This window comes from Enterobacter sp. R-25 (genome assembly GCF_049913205.1).
Classification (GTDB): domain Bacteria; phylum Pseudomonadota; class Gammaproteobacteria; order Enterobacterales; family Enterobacteriaceae; genus Enterobacter; species Enterobacter ludwigii.
Genome location: NZ_CP183982.1, coordinates 1,679,326 through 1,696,797, shown reverse-complemented (window position 1 = coordinate 1,696,797; position 17,472 = coordinate 1,679,326). Strand labels below are relative to the sequence as shown.

At 55.3% G+C, this 17,472-nt stretch carries 17 protein-coding genes, 1 pseudogene and 1 riboswitch; of the genes and pseudogenes, 7 read left to right on the top strand and 11 right to left on the bottom strand.

Translation table 11 applies throughout. The annotated features are described in order from the left end of the window. Window positions 1-5 precede the first annotated feature (5 nt). A complete protein-coding gene (gene rutF / locus ACN9MQ_RS07995) occupies window positions 6-500 on the top strand; it encodes an NADH-dependent FMN reductase RutF (RefSeq protein WP_014169496.1) in 495 nt (164 codons plus the stop codon). 21 nt (window positions 501-521) lie between these two features. Beyond that, a complete protein-coding gene (gene rutG, locus ACN9MQ_RS07990) occupies window positions 522-1,850 on the top strand; it encodes a pyrimidine utilization transport protein G (protein ID WP_014169495.1) in 1,329 nt (442 codons plus the stop codon). Here rutG and ACN9MQ_RS07985 read toward each other — a convergent pair. Both ACN9MQ_RS07985 and ACN9MQ_RS07980 read right to left on the bottom strand, forming a co-directional pair. Beyond that, window positions 1,838-2,762, bottom strand: a pseudogene (locus tag ACN9MQ_RS07985) (DMT family transporter). The gene rutG and the pseudogene ACN9MQ_RS07985 sit on opposite strands and share 13 nt — an antisense overlap. A 117-nt stretch (window positions 2,763-2,879) precedes the next feature. Next, window positions 2,880-3,050, bottom strand: coding sequence for a general stress protein (locus ACN9MQ_RS07980; protein WP_001273664.1), 171 nt, complete (start codon window positions 3,048-3,050; stop codon window positions 2,880-2,882). A gap of 391 nt (window positions 3,051-3,441) precedes the next feature. On the opposite strand from ACN9MQ_RS07980, the gene wrbA reads away from it, so the two are divergent. After that, entirely contained in the window at window positions 3,442-4,038 is a 597-nt protein-coding gene (gene wrbA, locus ACN9MQ_RS07975) for an NAD(P)H:quinone oxidoreductase (RefSeq protein ID WP_014169491.1), read from the top strand. Window positions 4,039-4,056: 18 nt separating this feature from the next. Next, the gene (locus ACN9MQ_RS07970; protein ID WP_014169490.1) at window positions 4,057-4,284 is read left to right on the top strand and encodes a YccJ family protein; all 228 of its coding nucleotides are present in this window, start codon (window positions 4,057-4,059) and stop codon (window positions 4,282-4,284) included. A 32-nt stretch (window positions 4,285-4,316) separates the two neighbouring features. On the opposite strand, the gene agp is transcribed toward ACN9MQ_RS07970, so the two are convergent. Both agp and ACN9MQ_RS07960 read right to left on the bottom strand, forming a co-directional pair. Further along, window positions 4,317-5,558: a bifunctional glucose-1-phosphatase/inositol phosphatase gene (gene agp / locus ACN9MQ_RS07965; protein ID WP_426021587.1), complete on the bottom strand. Its 1,242-nt coding sequence runs from the start codon at window positions 5,556-5,558 to the stop codon at window positions 4,317-4,319. Between the two features lie 86 nt (window positions 5,559-5,644). After that, window positions 5,645-6,004 (bottom strand): winged helix-turn-helix transcriptional regulator, encoded by a 360-nt coding sequence (locus tag ACN9MQ_RS07960; protein ID WP_426021586.1) that lies wholly within the window; start codon window positions 6,002-6,004, stop codon window positions 5,645-5,647. 100 nt (window positions 6,005-6,104) lie between these two features. Here ACN9MQ_RS07960 and ACN9MQ_RS07955 point away from each other — a divergent pair, with 100 nt between their 5' ends. Beyond that, window positions 6,105-6,854: an SDR family oxidoreductase gene (locus tag ACN9MQ_RS07955; protein WP_020884725.1), complete on the top strand. Its 750-nt coding sequence runs from the start codon at window positions 6,105-6,107 to the stop codon at window positions 6,852-6,854. Window position 6,855: 1 nt separating this feature from the next. Here the strand turns inward: ACN9MQ_RS07955 and ACN9MQ_RS07950 are convergent, their stop codons facing one another. Then, window positions 6,856-7,359 carry a DedA family protein gene (locus ACN9MQ_RS07950; protein ID WP_032670645.1) on the bottom strand — a complete coding sequence of 168 codons (504 nt, stop codon included), beginning with the start codon at window positions 7,357-7,359 and terminating at the stop codon, window positions 6,856-6,858. A 290-nt stretch (window positions 7,360-7,649) separates the two neighbouring features. Further along, window positions 7,650-7,819: riboswitch (M-box (ykoK) riboswitch) on the top strand. Between the two features lie 60 nt (window positions 7,820-7,879). Between ACN9MQ_RS07950 and ACN9MQ_RS07945 the strand changes: the two genes are divergently transcribed. Next, window positions 7,880-8,881, top strand: coding sequence for a magnesium transporter (locus ACN9MQ_RS07945; RefSeq protein WP_020884727.1), 1,002 nt, complete (start codon window positions 7,880-7,882; stop codon window positions 8,879-8,881). 41 nt (window positions 8,882-8,922) lie between these two features. Here ACN9MQ_RS07945 and ACN9MQ_RS07940 read toward each other — a convergent pair whose 3' ends face one another. Beyond that, window positions 8,923-9,999: a LacI family DNA-binding transcriptional regulator gene (locus ACN9MQ_RS07940; RefSeq protein WP_032677847.1), complete on the bottom strand. Its 1,077-nt coding sequence runs from the start codon at window positions 9,997-9,999 to the stop codon at window positions 8,923-8,925. Between the two features lie 269 nt (window positions 10,000-10,268). On the opposite strand from ACN9MQ_RS07940, the gene ACN9MQ_RS07935 reads away from it, so the two are divergent. Next, entirely contained in the window at window positions 10,269-11,534 is a 1,266-nt protein-coding gene (locus ACN9MQ_RS07935) for a maltoporin (protein WP_032681282.1), read from the top strand. Window positions 11,535-11,638: 104 nt separating this feature from the next. On the opposite strand, the gene ACN9MQ_RS07930 is transcribed toward ACN9MQ_RS07935, so the two are convergent. The 5 genes from ACN9MQ_RS07930 to ACN9MQ_RS07910 form a co-directional block, all read right to left on the bottom strand. Beyond that, window positions 11,639-11,881 carry a glucose PTS transporter subunit EIIB gene (locus tag ACN9MQ_RS07930; protein ID WP_025204491.1) on the bottom strand — a complete coding sequence of 81 codons (243 nt, stop codon included), beginning with the start codon at window positions 11,879-11,881 and terminating at the stop codon, window positions 11,639-11,641. Between the two features lie 99 nt (window positions 11,882-11,980). Next, on the bottom strand, window positions 11,981-14,038 hold the full coding sequence (locus ACN9MQ_RS07925; protein WP_244047866.1) for a beta-galactosidase: 2,058 nt from the start codon (window positions 14,036-14,038) through the stop codon (window positions 11,981-11,983). A gap of 30 nt (window positions 14,039-14,068) precedes the next feature. Next, entirely contained in the window at window positions 14,069-15,271 is a 1,203-nt protein-coding gene (locus tag ACN9MQ_RS07920) for a glycoside hydrolase family 53 protein (protein ID WP_020884732.1), read from the bottom strand. Window positions 15,272-15,273: 2 nt separating this feature from the next. Next, complete coding sequence (locus ACN9MQ_RS07915) at window positions 15,274-16,125, bottom strand: sugar ABC transporter permease (protein ID WP_244047865.1); 852 nt, start codon at window positions 16,123-16,125, stop codon at window positions 15,274-15,276. A gap of 11 nt (window positions 16,126-16,136) precedes the next feature. Beyond that, entirely contained in the window at window positions 16,137-17,441 is a 1,305-nt protein-coding gene (locus ACN9MQ_RS07910; protein ID WP_244047864.1) for a carbohydrate ABC transporter permease, read from the bottom strand. Between the last annotated feature and the right edge of the window lie 31 nt (window positions 17,442-17,472).

Below are 17,472 nucleotides of genomic sequence, written 5' to 3'. Positions count from 1 at the left end.
CCATCATGATGACACCCGATAAACAAACCTTCCGTGATGCCATGGCCTGCGTCGGTGCGGCGGTCAATATCATCACCACCGACGGTCCTGCCGGGATGGCGGGCTTCACCGCCAGCGCGGTGTGCAGCGTAACGGATTCACCACCCACGCTGCTGGTATGCCTGAACCGTGGCGCATCCGTCTGGCCGACCTTCAGTGAAAACCGCACCCTGTGCGTCAATACCCTGAGCGCCGGACAAGAGCCGCTATCAAACCTGTTTGGGGGGAAAACCCCGATGGACGAGCGCTTCGCCGCCGCGCGCTGGGAGACCGGCGAAACGGGTTGCCCGCGTCTGGAGGAGGCGCTGGCCTCGTTTGACTGCCGTATCAGCCAGGTGGTGAGCGTGGGCACGCACGACATCCTGTTTTGCGACATCGTTTCGATTATTCGCCACCCCGCGCCGCAAGGGCTGGTGTGGTTTGACCGCGGCTATCACGCGCTTATGCGACCCGCCTGTTAACCCTCCTTAAGGAGTCAGCTCATGGCAATGTTCGGTTTTCCCCACTGGCAGTTGAAATCGACCTCTACGGAACCTGGCGTGGTCGCGCCGGATGAAAGGCTCCCGCTCGGGCCAACCTTAGTGATGGGGGTTCAGCACGCGGTTGCGATGTTCGGCGCAACGGTGCTGATGCCCATGCTGATGGGGCTTGATCCCAATCTGTCCATTCTGATGTCGGGTATCGGTACCCTGCTGTTCTTTTTCATCACCGGCGGGCGCGTGCCCAGCTATCTTGGTTCCAGCGCTGCGTTTGTCGGCGTGGTCATCGCCACCACCGGCTTTAACGGTCAGGGCATCAACCCGAATCTGAGCGTCGCGCTGGGCGGCATTATCGCCTGCGGGCTGGTCTACACGCTGATTGGCCTGGTGGTCATGAAGGTCGGGACGCGCTGGATAGAGCGGATGATGCCTCCCGTCGTCACCGGGGCAGTGGTAATGGCAATTGGTCTGAACCTTGCGCCAATAGCCGTCAGAAGTGTTTCCGGTTCGCCCTTTGAAAGCTGGATGGCGGTGATCACGGTACTCTGCATTGGCCTGGTGGCGGTGTTTACGCGGGGGATGATCCAGCGACTGTTGATCCTGGTGGGGTTAATCGTTGCCTGTCTGGTGTACGCCCTGCTGGCAAACGTCTTCGGTCTGGGCAAGCCGGTTGATTTTACGCTGCTGCATAACGCCGCCTGGTTCGGCCTGCCGCAGGTGACGTCTCCGGTCTTTAACACGCAGGCGATGATGTTAATTGCGCCGGTTGCGGTGATCCTGGTGGCAGAAAACTTAGGCCATCTGAAAGCCGTTGCGGGTATGACCGGGCGCAGCATGGACCCTTACATGGGCCGCGCCTTTGTCGGCGACGGTCTGGCTACCATGCTCTCCGGCTCGGTCGGCGGCAGCGGCGTAACGACCTACGCTGAAAATATTGGTGTGATGGCAGTGACCAAAGTTTACTCCACCCTGGTCTTCGTGGCGGCAGCGGTGATGGCGATGCTCCTCGGCTTCTCACCGAAATTCGGCGCGCTGATCCACACCATTCCCGCGCCGGTGATTGGTGGGGCATCGATTGTGGTATTTGGTCTGATTGCCGTTGCCGGGGCACGCATCTGGGTGCAGCACCGTGTCGATCTGAGCCAGAACAGCAACCTGATTATGGTGGCGGTCACGCTGGTGCTGGGGGCGGGAGATTTTGCCCTGACGCTGGGCGGCTTCACCCTTGGTGGGATTGGCACCGCAACCTTTGGCGCAATCCTGCTTAACGCCCTGCTGAGCCGCCGGGAAGCGGCCGCACCGCAGGGCGACGTGGTACATCAGGACTCTTGATTTATCGCAGCGCTGTCACGCTCTGGCAGCGCTTTTTTCTTCCGTTTCAGCTTCAGCTCACTCACCAGCACGCCGGCGACAATAAACGCCGCACCCACCAGCGCCAGCAGCGGTAAACGCTCTCCGGCGATACGCCCGAAAATGCCCGCCCATACCGGTTCACCAGTATAGATAACCGTCGCACGCGTCGGGGAAACGCTGCGCTGCGCCCAGTTCATGGTGACCTGGATAATGGCGCTAAAGATACCCAGCCCCAGCGCCACCACAACCAGCCCGGTGGACATCGGCGGAACAGACTCCCCTGCCGGCACCATGGTGGCAAAAGCCACCAGCGACGCGGTCGCCAGCTGAACCACGGTGACGCGCTTGACGTCCACTTTGCCAGCCCAGGCGCTGATCAGAATAATTTCCGCGGCAATCGCGAATAGCGCCCACCAGCGTAATGATTTCGCCCGGCCCCAGCGCCAGCAGGTTGTTTTCCGGCCCGGCAAGCAAGATAAGGCCAACAAACGCCAGCACGATCCCCGTGCAGGACATCAGACCCGGTATTCTCCCCAGACAGAGCCATTGCAGTAACGGCACCAGCGGCACATACATGGCGGTGATAAACGCCGATTTGCTGCTGGTGATGGTCTGTAATCCCCACGTCTGCAGACTGTAGCCCATGGCAATCGCAACCCCTATGGCCACCCCGGCCTTCAGTTCTTTAAGCGTCAGCCCGCGCAAGGTTTTAAGCGAGAGTAATCCCACGGCAATCGCCGCCGTCGCAAAGCGCAGGCCGACAAAAAAGAACGGACCGCTCAGCGTAACCGCATACTGGACGGCGAGAAAGGTTCCGCCCCAGAACATGGTGATCAGAATGAGAAGGGCTTCCTGAGGTTTGACGGAGAATGTGAAACGGGAGAGAGACATGCGGCACCAGCAAATAAGCATCAATCCTCTAGTGTGCGATGCCTTTGGTGACAGTTCAATGTTGCAGAAATAAAAAACCGCCGGGAGATCCCGGCGGCAGGGTATCAGCCCGGCGTATTACTTATTGCTGCCATGACTGTTTTTGCCCCCTTTTTTGCCAGCTTCTGATGCGCGCTGAGGGTCATTTTTGAAATTCCCCCCGCTAGACTGGCCACCTTTACGACCTGCTTCTGATGCTCTTTCACGGTCTTCAGCGAAATTACCTGAACCACCACGATGGTTTGCCATCTCTAACCTCCAGAGTGTGAAACATTAGACATCATATTGCATTCAGTAAAAGAGGATTCTTTCACCGCGCGGCTGAAGGACAGTGCCTTTATCTGTGCCACGTGAAATTAAGCTTAGTGGAATGCGGCTATCCGGCAAGTCAGAGGTAATATTCTGCAACATGATCTCAGCCATTCGGGTGAGATTACGCGACGGCCATTTATAAGCCTTTCTTATCATTTTAAAAATCCGCAGCGGGAAAGTTGTTTCATTTTGCTACAAAGCGCTTTTGTATCCATATTGTTATAAATCAAAGAAATGCCGTTCATTTTTGCAGTCTGGCTGTGATGACTTATCTTTAAATGAACGCAGCGATCCGCTGTCAGAAAACACAAACGAGGAGTGATGCAAAATGGCAAAAGTTCTGGTGCTCTATTATTCCATGTATGGACACATTGAAACCATGGCTCACGCGGTAGCAGAAGGTGCAAACAGAGTGGACGGCGTAGAAGTTGTGGTGAAACGCGTACCGGAAACGATGCAGGCTGAGGCGTTCGCCAAAGCCGGGGGGAAAACACAAAATGCCCCGGTTGCCACCCCGCAGGAACTGGCTGATTACGATGCCATTATTTTCGGCACCCCTACCCGATTTGGCAATATGTCAGGCCAGATGCGGACCTTCCTCGATCAAACCGGAGGACTTTGGGCATCCGGAGCGTTATACGGCAAACTCGCCAGCGTCTTCAGCTCCACCGGGACCGGCGGCGGTCAGGAGCAGACGATTACGTCAACCTGGACTACCCTTGCTCATCATGGGATGGTGATTGTGCCGATTGGCTACGGCGCGCAGGAACTGTTTGATATTTCCCAGGTTCGTGGCGGGACACCGTACGGCGCCACCACCATTGCCGGTGGCGATGGCTCCCGACAGCCGAGCAACGAAGAGCTCACTATCGCCCGCTATCAGGGTGAGTATGTCGCAGGCCTCGCCAAAAAACTGAACGGCTAACTCAACAGGAGGACAAGCATGCCAACTCAAGAATCCAAAGCCCATCGCGTGGGTGAATGGGCAAGTTTACGCAACACCTCTCCGGAGATCGCCGAAGCCATTTTTGAAGTCGCGAACTATGACGAAAAGCTGGCAGAGCAGATTTGGGAAGAAGGCAGCGATGAAGTGCTGGAACGTGCCTTCGGGAAAACGGACAAAGACGCGCTCTTCTGGGGTGAGCAAACCATCGAACGTAAAAACGTCTGAACGTTTCCCCCCGCCTGAGCGGGGGGTTTTACCTATTTCGCCGCGTTATTCATCACCGCATTGAATTTATCGATTGGGCAAAAACCGTTCGCATCAACCGGACACCCCTTCAGCTCCAGCGTCACACGCTGTGCCGGCGCATCCAGTGACAGTACGCTGGCGTTACGCAGTTGGTCGGCGCTCTGATAGACATACTCAATCTTCATGAGCTCCTGGTTGGCGCTTTTATCATGCCAGCGCTGGAAAACAATTTTCCCGCCAATTGGCGTCCGCTCGTGCTGGTCATGCAGCTGGTACGGTTTGAAATCCAGCGCCGTAAGCAGCGACGCGATATTGGAATCATGCCCCACCAGCAGGGTGATTTTCGGCGCTTTCGCCTGCCCGGTGACGAGGGCCTGGTCGATATACTTCACCAGCGGTTTGGCCACGTTTTGCGCCACCTCGGTGGAGGTAAACAGCGAGTCCTGATAGCCATTTTTAAGCTGCGACAACACGCGCCACTGTTGATCGGTTTTAATTTCACCCCAGGCAACCTGGTCTGCCGGGAAGCCTTCGTAAGACTGCAGCGTGAAGGCATCCACCAGCGAGTTACCGACTTTTAACGGCCCCGATACGCCAGGTTCTTTTTCATAGTCAGCGCTGAAGGTATCTTTCGCCTCCGCCAGCGAGCACACGTTCTTCTCTTTACAGGACGGTGAATCGGCGTAATTCGTCATCTGCTCCAGCAGCTTGTAGCTCTCGCCAAGCTGCATTTTCTGCCGCTCAGTCTCCATCGCCTTCAGCGCTTTTTCACGGAATTCAGGTGAGTTATCCGTAATCACCGGGTTAAAGGTTGGATCCATGGTGCCCATTTTTTCCTGATGATGCACAGGCACATCGCACCCCGGGAAGGCGCCGGTGATAAAGAACTGCGCGGTGGCGACAGTGCGCTGCAGGCTGTTGGCATAGGCATATACGCTATCCGCGGCCGGGCACTCGCCGGTTTTCACCATCCCCTGCTGTGCCAGCCACTCGCGCATATAGTGGCCCATATAGACTTCAAGCACGCCACCTTTGGTGGTGAGCTGGCCGCCTGGCACCTCCCATTCTGGCCACTGCTTCAGTGTGGATTGCTCGAGCACGCTGCCATTGTTGGCGAGCGGCGCGCGCAAATTATGGCGACTCATGATTAAAACTTGTTCCAGCTGATACCCTTCCGGCGTCTCTTGCGCCTGCACGCCAGATGTCACTGCAATGGAACCGGCGATTGCCAGCGCGAGTAGTGCTTTTCTCATCCCTAATTCCTCACTCGTTTTAAAATGTCGCAGTGAGTGTGACAGATTCGTGACAATTTTCCGGGAAGCGTTTCGCAAACTGAGGATTACTTTTCAAGGCGATCGCCGTATTCGCTCATCCAGTCGGCCAGAGAGGAGAGCGCGCTCTGCAGGGTTAATCCCAGCGCGGTTATCTGATACTCCACCCGCGGTGGGATCTCCGGGTAGATAGTGCGCGACACCAGCCCGCGCTGCTCAAACAGGCGCAACTGCTTCGTGAGCTCTTTTTGCGTGATGGGGGCAGCGGCGCGCAGCAGATCGCCAAACCGGACCGGTGCATTGAGCATAATCAGGCGATAGAGCACCGGGATGGCCCACTTACCGGAAATCAGGTTTACAAACTGCGTCATCGGGCAGAGATAAACCTCAGATTTTTTTTCACAGGGTATATTGAGCGATTCCGCCATAGCACACCTCTTGCCTCATTAGTATCCAAATGGTACCTGGTTTCCTTTCGATACTAACGTTTCTATAGTGCTTTCTCCAGAGTCATTTCAGGAGAAACACATGGGTCGTTTAGCAGGTAAATATACGCTGATTACCGGCGGCACTTCCGGTATTGGTCTCGCTACCGCGCAGGAATTTATTGCCGAAGGGGCGCACGTTGCTGTCACCGGACGTAACCCGGATACCCTTGCCGAAGCACAACGCATTCTGGGCGATAATGCCTGGGTTATTCCGACCGATGCGGGTGACATCGCCGCGCAAAAAGCGCTGGCGGACACGCTCGCCTCTCGCTGGTCGCGTCTTGATGCCGTGTTTATTAACGCCGGCGATGTGACGCACGGGCTGCTTGAAGAGTGGCAGGAAGACGCCTGGGATCGCCTGATGGGCATCAACCTTAAAGGACCGTTCTTTTTGATTCAGGCCCTGCTGCCGCTGCTCAATAATCCCTCCTCTGTGATCCTGTGCGGGTCCGTGAGCGCCCGCATCGGGCTGCCTGCCAGCAGCGTTTATGCCGCCAGCAAGGCGGGATTACTGTCGCTGGCACGCACGCTGTCAGGGGAGCTGTTGCCGCGCGGTATTCGCGTCAACGGCCTGAGCCCGGGTCCGGTAGAAACACCGGCATTTAATAAAACGGGGTTAAGCGAGGAAGCGCTCAAGGCGATGCTGGGGGATATCACCAAACTTGTGCCGCTGGGCAGAATGGGCACGCCGACGGAGCTGGCGAAAGCCGCGCTCTATCTTGCCTCTGACGAATCGCGCTATATGGTGGGAACGGAACTGCTGGTCGACGGCGGAATGGGAAACCTGTAGGTCAAAAGGCGCTGATGCCGGTGACGATGCCGACATACAGCGCCGCCCATACGACGGCTGAAATCAGGCTTACCGCGTACACCTTCGCCGCGTTCAGTCTGAGCATGCCCGCTGCCAGCGGGACGATATAGCGCAGCACCGCCAGGAAACGCGCGGTAAAGAGCACCAGCACGCCGTTTTTCTGCAGCTGATGTTGTACCCGCAAAAATTTCTCGGCGTGCCGGGAGGTGAAGCGCGTGACCAGCCGCGTGTGGCCCATCAACTGGCCGATATGATAATTCAATACCGACCCTGTTGTGGCACCCGCCGCGACAGCCAGCCACGTCAGTCCCGGATGCAGGCTGGTCTGGCTGACGGTGATCCCTGCCAGCAGCATCACCGAGGCCGGCGGAAGCACGGAGGAAACCAGTACCGTAGACTTGCTCAGCGCGATGACGAAAAGCAGCGCGAACAGATGCGTCGGATAGAGCGCAAAATGATTCAGCAGATTGTCAAACCACGTCATATTCCACCCCGCAGCGTTCGTGATGCTGACCATTAGAAACGAACAACCTTAAATGGGGTATCAACCGCTCAGACCTCCAGCAGGAAGACATTAACGACACGCGAAAATGTCAGCGCCATTTAGAAACACAGAGGTGTGGAATTATACTCTCTTGAGCAATAACCACCGTCATTGATGAATAATCGATGTCATTAATACGCGGGATTAAATTATTGTTCTAAACGTTTCTTAAACGTCTTTTAAATTCCACAGCGCGATTTTTAAAGTGGCGTATTATCCCTCTCGTTTTACAACGATCTCGTTATGGCGAGGCTCCTGTACAAATACACGTTATCGCTCTGGTGGGTTCGAGAGAACCGGCACAGGGTAAAACAGGCACTGTCGAATCAAGGCTTTGTCAGTATAACTTCCCTTACGGGATACGGTGTACAGTGCTGAACCCAGGACGTGGGGATCTCCTCTTCGACATGCCCTGTCTTGCTCGCCCCTGAGAGATTTTATTATTCAAAGGGAATTCACTATGTCTTACGCTATTCACAATCAAAACCTGGCATTCAATGACAGCGCAATCGCGCAATATATGAATACCGATTTTATCGTCCTCGATATTTCATTATGCGTGGCGCTGGCACGCGAGCAATTTTTCGAAAAATTAAAAGACGATGATATTCCATCGCATATTTTCCTCGAAGATAACGGTCGGCTGGCAGGCATGGTTGCGGTGCGCAAACTGCTGCAGACCGCCGATACGGTACAGCCGGTGAAAACGCTGATGATTTCTCAATTTCTGCAGGTCAAACCGGAAGACGAGCGTGCCGATGTCGCCGGGCTGCTGGCCCACGGCGAGGCGGATGTCGTGCCGGTGGTCACGCACGGTAAAGTGGTAGGCTGCCTGACCGAACGCGAAATCGCCCATCTGCTGGAAGATGATGTCACCGAAGATGCCCAGCTCCAGGGAGCAACGCTGCCGCTGGAAAAGCCGTATCTGGAAACCAGCCCCTTCAGCCTGTGGAAAAAACGCTCCGTCTGGCTGCTGCTGCTGTTTGTCGCTGAAGCCTATACCAGCTCGGTTATTCAGCACTTCGAAGAGGCGCTGGAATCCGCCATTGCCCTGGCCTTTTTTATTCCGCTGCTGATAGGGACCGGTGGGAACAGCGGGACGCAGATCACCTCCACGCTGGTACGTGCAATGGCGCTGGGTGAAGTGCGCCTGCGCGACGTTGGCCGCGTGTTACGAAAGGAGATGACCACCTCGCTGATGATTGCCGCCACGCTTGGTCTTGCCGGGTGTGTTCGCGCCTGGATGATGGGTATCGGGCTGGAAATTACCCTTATCGTCAGCCTGACGCTGGTCTGTATTACGCTGTGGAGTGCGATTGTCTCGTCAGTTATTCCGATGGTACTGAAGCGCTGCGGCATTGACCCGGCCGTCGTTTCCGCGCCCTTTATCGCGACGCTTATCGACGGAACCGGTCTGATTATCTACTTCAAGATTGCGCAGTACACGCTGGGGCTGGAATAAGAGTGCAGCACCTCACCCACCGGGATGAGGTGCTCACCGTTTTACATATCGCCAAGCTGATGTGCGATATCACGAAGCTGTTGCGCCAGCGCCTGCAGGTTTTTGCCCTTCTCACCTTTCGGCCCGGTCGACTGCCGCACCACCAGCCGGGCAGGCAAAATGGATGACATGCGCACGGCATTGTCTTCGCCACTGTCAAGAATTCGGCGCACCGCCTCCTTCCCCTGCAGATCCAGGTCCAGCGATACCGTGGTCAATGCCGGATAGAAGAATGAGCTTTCGTAGGTGTCATCGTAGCCAATCACCGATTTTTCACCCGGAATGGAAATCTGATGCTGATGGAAAGCACTTAATACCCCCAGCGCCATCTGGTCGTTGGCCACCAGCACGGCAGAAAATTGCGGCGTCTCGCGCAGCATCTGCAACGCACCCGCGTAACCGCTCTGCGCATCCCAGTTCCCGCGGATCACCGAGGCCGGCTCCAGACCGTAACCTTTCAGGGTTTCAATCCAGCTTTTCAGCCTGAGCTGCGCCGAGACAGAAGAGGCTGGCCCCGCCAGCAACGCGATTTCCCGGTGCCCCAGTTCGTAGAGATATTTGACGCTGGCACGGGTGCCATCTGCCGGGTTAAACGAAACGTTAAACACGGAACTGTAAGGGTCAACGTCGAGGAACAGACAGACGATATCGTCGTTGTCCGTCGCGATTTTCTGCGCCTGCTCTGCTTCCAGCGGGACATTGATGATCACCTTACTGACGAGCTGAGATTTCAGTTCATTGATCGAATCCTGGATGCTGTGATTGACGTTCTCATCAATCATGGAGATCAACACCTGATACCCTTCCACATTTGCATAGCGTTTTACCGCCGCGGCGACCTGTGACGGCGCATGCAAAGCCAGCGAAATCGTCACCAGTCCGACGGTCTGGGTCTGCTTTCCGACCAGCTGCTGCGCCAGGCGGTTCGGGACATACCGCAATAACTCTATGGATTTCTCCACCTTGTGACGCGTGGCTTCGGATACATTGGCAGATTTATTCAGTACCCTGGACACGGTCTGATAGGAGACGCCCGCATGGCGTGCGACGTCCTCTAACGTTGCGCTTTTCGACTTCATGGTCCGGTTCCTTATGTTGTTATGCGCTGATTGTATCAGGGGCGATATAAAAAAACGCCCACTGGGCACTTCTGGCTGCCATAACACCATCAAAAAGTATTACGTTCACAATACTACATTTCTGCTCACACCTCATCAATCGTAACAAAATTGGCTATTTTATTTGCACTTAATCACAGATTAACGATCACGCAATTGCCAGAAAAAAGGTTTAGGCATTTCATGACAGCGGATTTGTGAACGTATTACAAAACAATAAGAGGGTAACAATGAACACGACGATCCGCTCTGTATCTGTTGCGTTGGCTGCCGCGTTAGCGTCTCCTTCGCTGTTTGCAGCGTCTTCAGTACCAATTGATTTTCATGGGTATCTTCGCTCCGGTGTGGGCGTCTCACGGGATGGTGGGATGGAGGAGTGGCAAAAAAATAAAATTGGCCGTCTGGGTAACGAGGCCGATACCTACGGCGAGCTGGAGCTGGGCTCAGAGGTGTACAAAAAGAACGATGTCAGCTTCTACCTCGACAGCATGGTGAGCATGGTCTCTGACGGCTCTAACGACAATGAAACCACCTTCGGCGACGATGCGCAGTTCGGGTTGCGTCAGTTGAATCTGCAGATCAAGGGGCTGATCCCCGGCGATCCGAACGCGGTGATCTGGGGCGGTAAGCGCTACTACCAGCGCCATGACCTGCACATCATTGACACCAAATACTGGAACATCTCAGGCGCGGGTGCCGGTATCGAAAACTACACGCTCGGACCGGGTGCAGTGTCCGTGGCCTGGATCCGTGGCGATGCCAACGACGTGGACTACCGCGTGGACGGCGATAGCGACGTTAATATCAACTACATCGACCTTCGCTATGCGGGCTGGAAGCCGTGGGCGGGTGCATGGACTGAAGTGGGCATTGATTACGCCATGCCAAACCCCACCAATAAGCAGAAAGAGTACGGTGGGCTGTATGAGGCCGACAACGGCGTCATGGTCACCGGTGAGATCAGCCAGGACATGTTAGGCGGCTACAACAAGCTGGTGCTGCAGTATGCGAACAAAGGCCTGGCGCAGAACATGGTGTCCCAGGGCGGCGGCTGGTATGACATGTGGAACTACGTGAACGACGCCAGCGGCTACCGTGTGATTAACACCGGCTTAATTCCGATTACGGACAAGCTCTCCTTCAACCACGTGCTGACCTGGGGCTCGGCGGATGACACCACGCAATTCACCGATAAATCGCGCCTTGTCTCGCTGGTGGGTCGCGCGCAGTACCAGTTCACCGAATACGTGCGTCTGATTGGTGAAGTGGGCGGTTTCTACCAGAAAGATACCTACACCGACGGCTCCAGCTACAAGCAGAGCGGAGAGAAGTACACCCTCGCACTCGGACTGGCGGATGGGCCTGATTTTATGTCGCGTCCTGAACTGCGCGTCTTCGCCTCTTACCTGAATGACTCCGAGAAAGGACAATCCTTCGAAGACGGCACCGCAAATAATACCTGGAATTTTGGCGTGCAGGTGGAAGCCTGGTGGTAATGTTTATTTCCTGATATGCGTTAATCGTTATTGTATCTCCAACAACTGGCAGTCTATTCTCCTCGTTTGGGATAGCCATTATTTTGGCTATCCCTTTTTTAATGTTAATGATTAAAATGCGCATCTAATAATTGCCGCAAGGTATCAGACTGGCGGCCAAATATCGCATGCACCTGCTGGCCGATAATAATCACGCCCAGCGCCCCCTCCTGTTGTAACGCCTGCGTATCCACCTTATTTAAATCTTTTACCGTGACGCGCAGACGGGTAATACAGGCTTCAACATGTTCGATATTATCGTCGCCGCCGAATGCAGGAATTAAACGCTGAGTTATTTCACTGTCCATAATACGCCTCTCTGTTATGCAGATAAAAAAATGCCTGCTCATAGAGCAGGCGCCTTCAGATTGATTAGCCAGGGTTGTACGACGCGACGCCCTCAGCGACTACGCTTTACGCCTGAGTACCCGACAATCCCACGGCAGCAGAGCGGTATCACCCGCGGCGGCGGCATCGGTCATGCAGTCGGTATACCCCTGCGGCAGCGTAATGAGCTGCTGCTGGGCGGTGTAGTTCTGCACAAACACCCACGTGGTTTCGCCGTCCGTGCGGGCCGTTGCCACCACACCCGGTGGGAAATCGCATTCCATGGCCCGCGGCAGCCCCAGTTCGTCAATAATCCCGGCGAAGAAATCACACTGGAACGGCAGATCGTTGCGCGACGCCACATGCCACGCTTTCCCCTTACCGAAACGGTTCACCGTCACGGCAGGCCGACCGGCGTAGAAATCATCCCGGTAGGTCGCCAGCGGCTGAGCGTTTTCGACATGGATCAGTTCGCACAGATGACGAACCTGATACGGCCCCTGCAGGCCAGCCGCATTACCCGCCAGCCCCTGTACCAGATTACGTTCTCCCTCACCGAGACAGTCGATCTCTTCTGCCCAGATGCCGAGCAGTTTACGCAGCGGCCCCGGGAACCCGCCGAGATGACAAAGATCGCTTTCATCCACGATGCCGCTCCAGTAGGTGGTCACCAGATGGCCGCCCCCGGCGACAAACGCTTCTGCGCGTTCGGCGAAGCCTTCCCGCACCATATAAAGCATCGGCGCAATCACCAGCGCGTACTGGCTGAGATCGCCATCGGCATCAATCACATCCACCGCGATGCCTTTTTCCCAGAACGGACGGTAGTGTTCGTTAACGGTTTTTTCGTACTCCATCCCCATGTTGCGCGGCCCTTCGGCATCGTCCAGCGCCCAGCGATTTTGCTGGTCGAAGATAATCGCCACCCGTGCCTGCGTGCGACACCCGACCACCCCCGGCAGACGCTGAAGCATTTCGCCCAGACGCGTCACTTCGCGCCCGACACGCGTATCAAGATGCCCCACGTGGTCGATAACCGCCCCGTGGAATTTCTCCACCGAACCGCGGCTTTTACGCCACTGGAAGTACTGCACCGCATCGGCCCCGTGTGCCACCGCCTGCATTGACGAGAGAATATGCATCCCCGGCTTTTTCAGCTTGCTGGTCGGCTGCCAGTTGGTGGTGCTCGGCGTGGACTCCATCAGCACAAAAGGTTTGCCGCCTTTCAGGCTGCGCATCATGTCGTGGTACATGGCGGTATAGCAGGCGAGCTGGGTTTCGTCTTTCTCCTTGTGCCACATCGGGTAGCTGTCCCAGGAGATAAAGTCGATCGCTTTCGCAAGCTGCCAGTAGTCGTAATCGTAGAAATACTCCATGAAATTGGTCGTCACCGGCAACGCTGCGTTGACGGCTTTTAGCGGCGCAACCTCATGGCGGCAGAAATCTGTTACCTGCGCCGTATTAAAGCGGCGCCAATCGAGGTTCAGACCGTGAATGGACACCTCGCCCTGCGGCGCAGGGGACTCAATCTGCGACCAGTCGCTATAGGTGTGGCTCCAGAAGGTGCTCCACCATGCGTGGTTCAGCGCATCCAGGGTTTTGTAGCGCGCTTTCAGCCAGTCACGAAAGCGCTCCTGGCACAGATCGCAGTGGCACTCACCGCCGTACTCATTGGAGATATGCCAGCCCAGCACCGCCGGGTGCTGTGAATAACGCTCAGCCAGTAAGGTATTCATTTTGAATGTCTTCTCACGGTACACCGGGGAAGACATACAATGGTTATGACGCCCACCGTGCAGCGCAGGCACGCGGTTACGCCCTACGCGCAGCACCTGCGGGTATTTTTGCGACATCCATGCCGGGCGCGCACCGCTCGGCGTGGCGAGGAAAATATGGATCCCCGCTGAATATAATTTATCAATGACGTTATCCAGCCAGACAAAATCATATTCCCCTTCACGCGGTTCGAGCTTCGCCCAGCTAAATATGCCCACCGACATGACATTACATTTCGCCTGCTGCATCATGGCAATATCTTTTTCAATAATACCAGGGTAATTCGCCCATTGCTCCGGGTTATAGTCGGCGCCATGCAATAACGCAGCGACCTTCGAACTTAAAGGCGCAAATTTATTCATATTAAAAACGTCCTGAAGTGAAACAGAATACTATTTAAATACCGTTATCGACGGCAGCACTTTGCCATGACAATCAAATAACGCCTGGTTTTCGCGGGCATTTCCCTCTTTCCAGTCATCATGGATATATTTCATGCCAGTTTTGGTGGCCCATGTGGTGCCCGGTACGGCAATCCAGGTCGGCTCCCAGTAAAACAGGCCCTTACCGCGACGATCGGGAACGTCAATCACGGCCTGCATTAAATCGTGGATATAATCGTACTGACCCTGCACGGTGCCGGGATAGCCACCGTCCTTCTCTTCTTTGGCCTGGAAACTGTTTTCTGCGTTATCGCAGTTCTCCAGCGTATAGCCATAGGCCGCTTCCACCACAATGACGTCTTTGTTATAGCGTTTGCTGATGTCATCCATATTGGCTTTCAGCGCGCCGATCGGGCCATTCCAGTAGGTGTACATCGACAGGCCGATAATATCGAACGGCACTTCGCGCTTCGTGATCTCATCAAACCACCAGCGGAAGGTGTCATTTTTAGTGCCTTCGGCCAGGTGCAGCATAATTTTCACCTGCTCGCCGTCGGTCAGGTTCTCTTTCATCCCGCTGATTGCGGCGTTGAGTAACCCGGCTACGCGGTCAAACTCGCCGCCACCCTGCCCCCAGCTTTTGCCTTCCGGCCAGAGCAGCCCGCCATTGATTTCATTACCAATCTGGACCATGTCCGGCAGCACGCCCTCTTTTTTAAAGCGGGCAATGGTGTCGCGCGTATAGTCATGGATTGCCGTTTTAAGCTGCGGGTAATCCATCTTCTCCCAGGCTTTTGGTTTGAACTGTTTGCCCGGGTCGGTCCAGAAATCGCTGTAGTGGAAATCGAGCAGGAGTTTTATGCCCTGGGCCTTCACGCGCTTCGCCAGCGCCAGCGTGTTTTCCAGATTGTTACTGCCGCCCCCGTAGGTATTTCCGTTGGCATCCTGCGGATCCACCCACAAACGCAGGCGCACATAGTTCACGCCGTTGGCTTTCAGAATGGCAATCGCGTCCTGCTGCTGGCCGTTCTGGTTATAAAATGTTGCGCCATGCTGTTCCGCCTCGAGCAGCGTCGAGATGTCCGCCCCCTTAATAAAGTCTGCCGGCATGGCGTTAAAAGGACGCGTTTTTACCCCGTCCGCGGCGAACGCACTCGCGGCAAGACCGCAAGAAAGACAAACAGCAAGCAAAGCGGGTTTGAGTCTTTTCATGGTTATCCCTTAGTACTCCCGGAGGTCAGACCGGAGACGAAGTATTTTTGTAAGGCCAGATAGAGGATCGCGACCGGCACCGCAATCAGCACCGCGCCTGCCGCGTAGGTGGTGTAACTGGCACCCATTTTTTGCGCCACCAGGTTATAAAGCCCGATGGGTAAGGTGTATTTTTCCGGGGTGCGCAAAATGGTGCTGGAGAGAATGAAATCCCCCAGCGGCCCGGTGAAGGAGAACAGCGCCACCACCGCCACAATGGGTTTGGAAAGCGGCATGATGATCTCGATGAAGATGCGGAAGTTACTGGCTCCGTCCATGCGCGCGGACTCGTCCAGATCCTTAGGAATGGCGTCCAGGTAGCCCTTCATCAGATAGGTGTTCATTGGGATCATGCCGCCAACGTAAATCAGCACCAGCGCCAGATGGCTGTTGATTAAGCCCAACAGCTGCGAGAGCACGAAGATGGCAATCAGCGCCGAGAACTGCGGGATCATCTGCAGCAGCAGGAAGAGCATCAGTCCGTTCTGCCGCCCCTTAAAGCGAAAACGCGAGAAGGCATAGGCGGTAAAGCTAACGCTGATTAAGGTCAACACCATGGTCAGGAAGCTGATTTTCATCGAGTTCCAGTACCACGTCATGTAATTCACCTGACCATTAAACAGGTCGGCGTAATGCTGGAACGACAGGTTCTGCGGAATAACAGAGGAGCTTAACAGGCTGTTGCCCGCGTTGAGTGAGGCGCCCACCGTCCACACCAGCGGGTAAATGATGATGACCGACACCAGCACAATAACCAGCCAGGAGAGTGAAAGGCGGACCCACTTCTCACGTTTAATACTTTGTGATTTAGCCATTGTTACGTCCCTTACGCCATGTCGTCATTTTTGAAAGATTTGGTGGCGCGGAACTGCCATAGCGCCAGGCCGACGACAAAAACAGACAGCAGGATGGTGATGGTCGCCGCAATGGCATATTGCGAAGATGACATCGTCAGTTTGTAGATCCACGACACCAGAATGTCGGTGCCGCCCGCATTCGACCCCACCACCGCCGGCCCGCCGTTATTGAACAGATAGATGATGTTGAAATTATTGAAGTTAAAGGTGTATTGCGTAATCAGGATCGGCGCAATGGCGTAGAGCACCAGCGGCAGCGTAATGGTCCGCAACCGGGTCCAGTTGCTGGCGCCGTCCATGGTGGCCGCTTCATACAGGTCATCAGGAATGGCCTGCAGCACGCCGGTGGTCATGGCGAAAACAAACGGGAAACCAAGCCAGGTTTGCATCATGATCAGCGCCGTTTTGGTCCAGAACGGATCGGTCATCCAGGCTTTAGGCGCAATCCCAAAGAAGGCCAGAATGGCGTTGTTAATCACCCCGAACGAGTCATTAAACATCCCGGCGAAAACCAGGATGGTGACAAAGCCCGGCACCGCCCACGGCAAAATAAAGATGGTACGGATCAGCGGCTTAAAGCGTAAATCTTTCTGGTTCACCAGAATCGCCAGCAGTACGCCCACCGTACACTGCAGCGTAGTGGCGAGCAGCGTCCAGACCACCGTCCACTGCAGCACGTCGAAGAAGGTGGAACGCCAGATAGAGAGCGTAAAGATATTGATGAAGTTCTTAAACCCGACCCAGTCAACCAGCTTAGCCGGCGGCGTGTGGTAGAGGTTGTAGTTGGTAAAGGCGATGGCAAACCCGAACAAAATGGGAAACACCACCACAAACACCAGCAGGATAAAGCCCGGGGTGATCATCAGATACGGGAAGCCGTCGCTCAATAGCATCTGATACTGTTTACGCACGCTGTTAAGCTGCAATCCTTCGTCACGTTTCAGGCCATTGACCCACGCGTCACGCATCGACAGGTAATACACCATCACGCCGAACGCAGCGATTAACACGCTGATGATCCCCTCCGCCAGCAGGAAGATGGAGTTGTCGCGCGGCACCTCCTCACCCAGCGTCACCAGTCCCCACAGCCCTTCGCGCAGAAAATCAGCAAATACGCCGATAAAACTGGCAAGCAGCACCAGGAAGATGACCCCTTTCAGCCACTGACGGTGGTAAAACTGACCGAAGCCGGGAATGACCGCCAGCAGCAGGCTGGTCCAGGCGTGACGCCCGGCCACGCGCGGTTTGGCAAAATGTTCCGGGATGATACTCACAAACAACTCCTTTCAAAAAACGGGAGAGACG